A 7094-nucleotide genomic window follows, 5' to 3' on the forward strand; every position below is an offset into this window, starting at 1 on the left:
TTCAATCGCTGATTATCGGACGAAATCCGCAATCTAAAATCCCCGATCCGAAATCGAATTAGCTTACGTACTCAGGCTCCGTCTCGGGCTCCTCAACCGGTTTTTTGCGGAACCGGTCACGAATACGCTCGTTGATCCAGTACATACAGGGCACAATCACCAGCGTCAGCACGGTCGAGAACGTCAGACCGAAAATGATGGTCCAGGCCAGAATGTTCCAGAAGTCGGCGCTGTCTCCCCCGATGATCAGGTGCGGGTCCAGGTCGCGGAACAGGCTGACAAAGTCGACGGTCAGACCCAGCGCCAGCGGAATCAGACCCAGTACGGCCGCCGAGGCTGTCAGCAATACCGGCGTCAGACGGATACCACCCCCTTCGATAATAGCTTCACGCAGCGGCATACCCCGGCTGCGCAGCTCGTCAATAAATTCAATGAGCAGGATACCGTTCTTCACCACAATACCAGCCAGGGCAATGATACCCACCCCCGACATAATGACCGAGAACGTTTTGCCGAAGAGCATAAAGCCGAGGAACACCCCGATCAGCGACAGCACAATGGTGACGAAGATAATCAGCGGCTTTACCACCGAGTTGAACTGCGTGGCCAGTATCAGGTAGATCAGCAGAATCGCCATACCGAATGCCGTAATCAGGAACTGCATCGACTCTTGCTGGTCTTCCTGCTCCCCGCCCATCCGGATGGTATAGCCGTTGGGCACATCCATCTGATTCACCAACTGCGTAATCTGGCCGACAATCTCGTTGGCGTTGGCTCCGGGTACCACATCAGAACTCAGGGTGATGATACGCTCCTGATTCTTGCGGTTGATCTGACTGAACGTGGTCGAATAATTAATGTCCGTAACGGCCGAGATCGGCACCTGCCGCAGCATACCGCCGGAGTTCATATCGCGGTAGACGATGTTCAGGCTCAGCAACTTCTCGATCTGGCTACGGTCGTCCTGCTTCAGCCGCACCATGATCGGGTATTCGTCTTTAGCGTCGCGGAACCGGGAGATTTCGGAACCAAACAGCGCGGTACGCACCGCAAAGGCTATTTGCTGCGATGAGATTCCTTCGCGCTGCGCCTTCTGCCGATCGATGTTGATGATAATCTCGGGCTTGTTGGTAATCAGGTCCGACTTCAACTGGTCAATGCCCTCAATACCGGCGTCGGTAATCTGTTGCCGCACCTGCTTCTCCAGTTTCATCAGGGTATTGAAATCTTCACCGGCAATTTCGATGGAAATCGGCTTACCCGTCGGCGGCCCGTTTCGCTCCCGTTCTACGGAGATCTCCGTACCGGGTACACCTTTGGTAGCTACCCGAACCTTGTTCAGCAGTTCATCGGTTGAGATGCCGCGCCGGTCTTCGTTCTTCACAAAGGCTACCGTAATCTTCGACTTATGCGGAGTAGCCGACCGGTCGGGGTTGAACGGGTCGCCGGCGTTTTTACCGACGTTCGAGATAACCGAGTTCACGATGTCCGTGGCTTTATTATCTTCCAGCACCTTAAAGACCCGCTTCTCCAGCACCTTGGTTACTGAATCGGTCACGCGGGCGTCGGTACCAATCGGCATAACGTTGTACACGTAAATGTAGTCCGGCTCACCGCTGGGGAAGAAGATCACCTTGGGCTTTACAATACCCATCAGCACAAACGTCAGAATAAGCAGGCCGAACATACTGGCAATGGCCCCAACCGGCCGCCAGCCGACCAGTATCCACGAAATCAGTGAACGATAGCCATTTTTGAGCTTCGGCAACAGATTTTCCTGAAACGGCACCAAAATGCGTGGAGTCAGAATGTAATGGTTGAAAACGTACAGGATAATGAAAAACACAAACAGGTTGCCAATACCCCGGTCAATCACGTAGCCGATACCGGCCAGCGCTGCCAGAATGATTATCGGACGCTGAATGGTTTTAAAGCTGGTATCCTTCTCCTCATGGTGCTCTTCGTCATGGCGCTTCATAAACGATACCGCAAATACCGGGTTCATTACATAGGCCACAAACAGCGACGCAAACAGGGTCAGAATGAGTGTGAGCGGCAGGAACTTCATAAACTCGCCCACAATACCCGGCCAGAACAGCAGGGGGAAAAACGGCGCAATGGTGGTGAGCGTACCGGCCAAAACCGGGATGAACACTTCACCCGCAGCCGCTTTTACGGCTTTCTTAATATCCCAATCTTTATGCTGGTTGAAAAGACGGTGCGTGTTTTCGATGACCACAATGGCATCATCCACCACAATACCCAGACCCAGCAGAAAAGCGAACAAGACAATGGTATTCAGCGTAAAGTTGGTGCCCACAATCGGCCCCAACACCGGCATACAGACAAAGGCCACCAATGCCGACAAAGGCACCGACAAGGCCACAAAAATGGCATCCCGCACGCCCATAAAGAACATCAGAATCAGGACCACAAAGATAAAGCCGAGTACCACCGTGTTGATCAGGTCGTGCAGGTTAGACCGCGTCCGCTCCGACTGGTCGGCGGTAATCTTTGCATCAAGGCCCTGCGGAAAGCGCGTTTCTTTATAGTCGGCAATGGTCTGTTCAATCTTGTCGGCGGCCGCAACCAGGTTAGCGCCCGCCCGCTTAATGACGTTCAGGGTGATAACCGTCTTGTTGTCGAGCCGGGCAAAATCCTGCTGCTCCTCAAAACTGTCGAGTACCTGCGCTACATCGCCCAGACGAACGGTGGCCCCCGTTGCCGTACGGATTTGCAGATTTTCCAGTTGCCGCACATCATTGAACTCCCCCTTCACCCGCAGGGTACGACGTACCCCGTCGATGTTCAGGTCACCACCCGATACGTTGATGTTTTCGCCCTGTACCGCCTGCTGAATATCATAAAAAGCCAGACCGGCCGACTGCATCCGGGGCAGGTCGACGTTAATCTGTACCTCCCGCTTCAGGGCACCAACAATATCTACCCGGCTGATCTCCGGCATCGCTTCAATACCATCCTGGAGATCTTCGGCATATTCCTTCAACTGTTTCAGGGGGAAATTACCGGCCAGGTTGATGTTCATGATGGGAAACTCCGAGAAGTTCACATCCTGGGCCGTCGGGCCGGAATCCAGCTTTTGCGGCAGGTCGCGCTTCGCTTTGTCAATGGCGTCCCGCACCCGCTGCAAGGCTTCGGCGGTCTGCACATCCGGGTTAAATTCAATCAGGATAACCGATACGTCCTGCAACGCGTTCGACTTGATTCGCTTTACGCCGGATATCGACTTAAGCTGCTTTTCAATCGGTTTGTTAATTGTGTTCTCGATATCGGCCGGTGCCGTACCGAAATACACCGTGTTTACGTAAATCTGCGGAACCTTGATGTCGGGAAACTGCTCTTTAGGCAGGTTGTTGTAGATAACCAACCCCACCAGCGTAATGATTACGGTAAAGATGTAGATCGCGGTCCGATTCTCTACGCACCAGTTGGTAAAGCTCAGCGTTTTGTATTGTTCAAATTTCATAGCTAGTGAAAGTCGTTAGCGGTTAGTCGATAGTTATTGGTCAATAGTATAGGACGCTAATGACTATTGACTATCGACTAATGACTAAAAATTGATTGGTTGTCCATCTACCAGTTCCTGATACCCCTGCGTGATAAGCTGGTCTCCTGCGTTGAGGCCCTCCGTAATCTCGATCTGTCCACCGTAACTCATACCGGTTTTGACCGGCCGCGCTTTGGCTACTTTCTTTCCGCTTTCATTGACGGCTACGTACACCAACTGTCCGTTCTCTGTACTTTGAATCAGGTTCTGGTTAATCACCACCGCGTTTGACCTGGCAACATCGTTGATCTTCACCTGCGCCAGCATATTCGGCTTCAGGTTGTTATCGGCGGGCAGCGGAGCCTCAATGGTGAACGTCCGGGTAAGCGGATCTACGGTTGTCGATACAAAGTTGATGCGGGTGTTCAGTTCCCGGTTAATATCCGGGAATTGCACAATCACGGCATCGCCCTTGCGAACACTACCAACATACGTGTCGGCCACTTTCGCAACCACTTTGAGTTGCCCCAGGTTCACCACCCGCGCCAGGCCCATTCCTGGCATAGCCATATCGCCAATCTTCACGTTTACTTTATCGACCACACCCCCAATCGGCGAGGTAACTGTAAACTGCGACCGTTGGGTAGCCAAGGTAGCCAGTTGCCGTTCCAGGGCTTCCTTATTGGTTTTTGCCTGGAGGTACTGAATCTCCGTACCAATCTGCTGTTTCCAGAGGTTGGCCTGCTTTTCGTAAACCGTATTGGCTAAAGCCAACTGCGTTTTCAACTGCTCGGCATTATCCCGGAGAACGGCATCATCCAGACGGGCAATCACCGAACCAGCCCGTACAGCATCGCCTTCTTTGATATACAGGGCCGTAATAGCGCCCCCGGCTTTAGGCGTAACCTGTACGTTATTCTTGGCGTCGATTGTACCCTGTAATTCTACAAAATGCCGGAAGGTTGTGGCGGCTACGGGAGAGACAACCACATCTTTCACACGCACCTGCTCGGCCCGCTTGGGGTCGAGCTTCGTCAGCTCCATCTCCAGCGTTCTGATTTTGGTGCTAAGTTCCGCCTGTTGTTTTTTCAGGTCGGTCAGTTCCGCCTTCTTAATGGCGAGGTCAGATTTCTTTTCGGAAGAACAAGCCAGCAATAAGCTTGTGGTCAGTGCAAGTGCGTAATAGGCTTTCATTGTCAGTATGCTATCAAAGAGTCAGGTTGTATTCGATTACGGTTGATTTTCGGTGTATAAGGTGCCGGTCGCTTTATCCAAATCCACTTTAGCCAGCATGAAGTCCAGCAGAGCAGCGTAATAGTTCGTCTGCGCTTCGCGGGAAGATGTCTCGGCATTCAACACTTCAATATTGGAGCCGACGCCTTCTTTGTATTTGATACGCGTTACCCGCAAAATTTCCTGCGCCAGCTCCAGGTTACTTTGCTGCGTGCGAAGGGTTTGCAGGTTGTTCTGTAACGTAATCTGCGCCTGACGAATCTGCAGGTCGATCGAGTTTTTCAATAGCTCATTCCCATTTTTTACTTTATCGACCACAATGCGCTGCTGCTGTATCCGATACCGTCTGGCAAACCCATCAAATATCGGTGCCGACAAACTTATGCCTACCGATGACAACGCAAACCATTTGGTTGTCAGCATATCGCCAAAACTGTTCCGGCCGTTGTTGTATCCATAGTTGAAGAATGCCGATAGGCGGGGGAAGTACTGCTTCTGCGTGTTTTGGATATCCAGATTAGCCAGTTTTAACTGCGACTGCAACTGGGCAAATTCAATCCGATTGGCATAATCAAACGAAGCCGGAATATTGTTAACAGTCCGTTCCAGCTCATCCAGATCCATCTGCGGAATCTGGTCGGTTAAATAGATCGGATCGTTGATGCCAAGCCCCATCTGAAACTTCAGCAGGTAATAGCTCAAGCCTACCAGATTTTGCACCTTCTGTTTTTCCGTCTTCAAATTATTTGACTGAACTTCCAGACGGCTTACGTCAATCTTTTCAACAAATCCCTGCTTGTTCAATGCGCGTGTTTCCCGCAGCAGCGTATCCAGCCGGCTAATATTATAATCCAGGAGTTTCATGCGCTCCTGGCTAACCAGCACCCCGTAATACGCTTTGGCCACCTGCTCTGCAATAACGATCTTTGAAGCAGTCGTATTTTTCTGGGCCAGTTCCCGATAAGCATCGGCCGCTTTCAAGCCGATCCGGTACGAAGCATCAAACAGCAGTTGATTCACAGCCCCCTGAATACTACCGGTATAAGCAACCCCAAACCGTACCGGCTGTGGCCCGGCTGACTCCGGCAGTTGAAAAAACTGAGGAGGCAGGAAAACCGTCTGGATAGCTAGGTTATTCAGGAAAGAGCCACTTACGTTCACCTGCGGCAGCGACACGGCTTTGATTTCCCGAATACGAGCTTCGGCACTCTGCGCATCAAGCTTTGTATTTGTGACGTTGATATTATGCTCAACTGCGTAGCGGACTGCTTCTGCCAGAGAAAAGTTCTGCGGAGTCTGAGCCCTGGCCGGGATAAGACCAAGCAAACCTAAAAGGAACCCAATGGTGTGTAGTTGTTTGGATAAATGGTTCATATGGTATTCAGATTGTACTGATTGTAAACGGAAAAACCCTTCTCCGTTAAAAGGCCGCGTATAAAATGATGGAGTAATTGCTCCTGTACAGCCATTACATTAGCCCTTGCTCCGGGGAAGACCCGCTCATCAAATCCGAGTTGAACAGATTCAATGCGCAAACGAGCCATAACGTCAATATCTATATCAGGCCGGTAAAACCCCTCGCGAACACCTCGCTGTAAGTTATCCCGAATAGACATCAGGATATAATCTTCTTTGTGCTTCAGAAAAACTTGCCAAGCCTTTGGATAATGCCGCTGTACATCCAGCATCATACTCGGATTAACGGTAACGGCATGTTGCCGCAGCAGTTCCGATACTTTCAGAATCTCTTCGACCGGATTACCCGCTCCCCGAAAATGACACTGATACTCCTTCTCATCCCGTTCCAGCTTGTCTTTTACAACCTGATATACAATGGCCTCTTTATCGGCAAAGTGCTGGTAAATAGTCTTTTTAGAGATTCCTAACTGGCGGGCTATATCATCCATCGTGATTGATTTCACGCCATACTTCCAGAATAGGCTTTCTGCTTCCGTAAGTATCTTTTCTTTCATGAACGAATAGATAAACTACTGAAGGAACCAGGGAAACTTTTTTAAAGTTTCCGGTTTCCATATTAAATTTAACCGCCTAATACGGATGCAATAGTAGCGGAGATTTCACCTGCCGACAAGTTGTAATAGCTGAACAGCCAGATTTTAGTGACGAAGACGATAAAAATAGTGATGGAGTATTAGGGAGGGCTATCGAAGCTATTAATACACTAACCTGCTGAACACAAAGCGGCTAAAAACGCCAAAAGCCGACCTTGTGGGTCGGCTTTGTCTGGCTTGATAGTTGAGGTGGCAGCTACCTACTCTCCCACCGGTGAAGGCAGTACCATCGGCGTTACGGGGCTTAACGGCTCTGTTCGATATGGTAAGAGGTGTCCACC

General features: G+C 50.7%; 4 protein-coding genes and 1 rRNA gene. All 5 read right to left on the bottom strand.

Going from position 1 to position 7094, the window contains the following annotated elements; genetic code table 11:
* Positions 1 to 58: 58 nt before the first annotated feature.
* Complete coding sequence (locus tag ABD931_RS28815) at positions 59 to 3487, bottom strand: efflux RND transporter permease subunit (RefSeq protein ID WP_345271576.1); 3429 nt, start codon at positions 3485 to 3487, stop codon at positions 59 to 61.
* Positions 3488 to 3571: 84 nt separating this feature from the next.
* Entirely contained in the window at positions 3572 to 4702 is a 1131-nt protein-coding gene (locus tag ABD931_RS28820; RefSeq protein ID WP_345271577.1) for an efflux RND transporter periplasmic adaptor subunit, read from the bottom strand.
* 36 nt (positions 4703 to 4738) lie between these two features.
* On the bottom strand, positions 4739 to 6115 hold the full coding sequence (locus tag ABD931_RS28825; RefSeq protein WP_345271578.1) for a TolC family protein: 1377 nt from the start codon (positions 6113 to 6115) through the stop codon (positions 4739 to 4741).
* A complete protein-coding gene (locus tag ABD931_RS28830; RefSeq protein WP_345271579.1) occupies positions 6112 to 6714 on the bottom strand; it encodes a TetR/AcrR family transcriptional regulator in 603 nt (200 codons plus the stop codon). Before ABD931_RS28830 ends, ABD931_RS28825 begins: the two co-directional genes overlap by 4 nt.
* A 286-nt stretch (positions 6715 to 7000) precedes the next feature.
* Positions 7001 to 7094, bottom strand: a 5S ribosomal RNA gene (rrf, locus tag ABD931_RS29420); the annotation flags it as partial.

This window comes from Nibrella viscosa (assembly GCF_039541875.1).
GTDB lineage: Bacteria > Bacteroidota > Bacteroidia > Cytophagales > Spirosomataceae > Nibrella > Nibrella viscosa.